The sequence below is a fragment of the Mycobacterium sp. E1747 genome (assembly GCF_001667775.1).
Lineage (GTDB): Bacteria > Actinomycetota > Actinomycetes > Mycobacteriales > Mycobacteriaceae > Mycobacterium.
On the sequence record NZ_LZJI01000190.1, the window covers coordinates 1 to 1,243 of the forward strand.

Below are 1,243 nucleotides of genomic sequence, written 5' to 3' on the forward strand. Positions count from 1 at the left end.
GGTGTTTGACTTCGGGGCGTTACCGCCGGAGATCAATTCCGGTCGGATGTATGCGGGTCCGGGTTCGGGGTCGTTGATGGCGGCGGCGGCGGCGTGGGATGAGATTGCTGCTGAGGTGGCTGCGGCGGCTAGTGGGTATGGCTCGGTGGTTGCGGAGTTGACGTCGGGTCCGTGGGTGGGTCCGGCGTCGTCGTCGATGGTGGCGGCGGTGGTGCCGTTTGTGAGTTGGCTTTCTGCGGTGGCGGGGTTGGCTGAGGAGACGGCCAGTCAGGGTCGGGCGGCGGCGGCGGCGTTTGAGGCGGCGTTTGCGATGACGGTGCCCCCGCCGGTGATTGCGGCTAATCGGGTGTTGTTGGCGACGTTGGTGGCGACGAATTTTTTTGGGCAGAACACGCCGGCGATTATGGCGACCGAGGCCCAGTATTTGGAGATGTGGGCCCAGGATGCGGCGGCGATGTATGGGTATGCGGCGGCTTCGGCCACGGCCTCGCAGTTGGCGCCCTTTGATGCCCCGCCGAATACCACGGCTCCTGATGGGGTGGCCGAGCAGGCGTTGGCGGTGACCCAGGCTGCTCAGCAGCCGGCGGGCAATACCGCTCAGACGGTGGCTTCGCAGCTGGCGAGCACGCAATTGGTCAGCACCGCGGCGCCGCAGGTGAGTGCGTCGTCGTCGCAGACGGGGCCGTTTACCTGGCTGACGAGTGCGATCCAGAACTTCAGTCAAAGTGGGTTGCCCACGCCGACTAACAATTACCTGGGGCTCAACCCCACCTTGTACACGGTGATGCTCAAGCAGAACACGGGTCTGGCTTATTTCTCGAATGGCATCGTGGCGTTTTGGTCGCAGCTGTCTCAGCAGTTGGTGTCGGGTCCTGGTGGTAGTACCGCGGGTGCCGGTGGTGCGTGGTATCCGACGCCGCAGTTCGCTCAGTTGGGGTTGGGCAACCTGGGCAACATCGGTGGTGGTGCGGTGTCGGCCGGTGCCGGCCAGGCCGTTCATGTCGGGTCGTTGTCGGTGCCTCAGCAGTGGGCCACGCTGACCTCGGCGGTCGGCCCGGCCAACGCCGAGGCCGAGGCGCTGCCGGTGCAGACCGCCGGCGCGGCCGGCAACCCCCCGGGCAATGCCTTACTGCGCGGCATGCCCACCGGCGTCATCGGCCGCCGCGCCGGCGCCGCCGCGGGCTACTCCCACAAATACGGCTTCCGCTACAGCGTCCTCACCCGCCCACCATCGGCCGGATAG

Annotated in this window: 1 protein-coding gene; it reads left to right on the top strand. The window is 66.9% G+C overall.

Annotated elements, in window-relative coordinates; translation table 11 throughout:
- Position 1: 1 nt before the first annotated feature.
- The gene (locus A5695_RS19145) at positions 2–1,243 is read left to right on the top strand and encodes a PPE family protein (RefSeq protein ID WP_068085606.1); all 1,242 of its coding nucleotides are present in this window, start codon (positions 2–4) and stop codon (positions 1,241–1,243) included.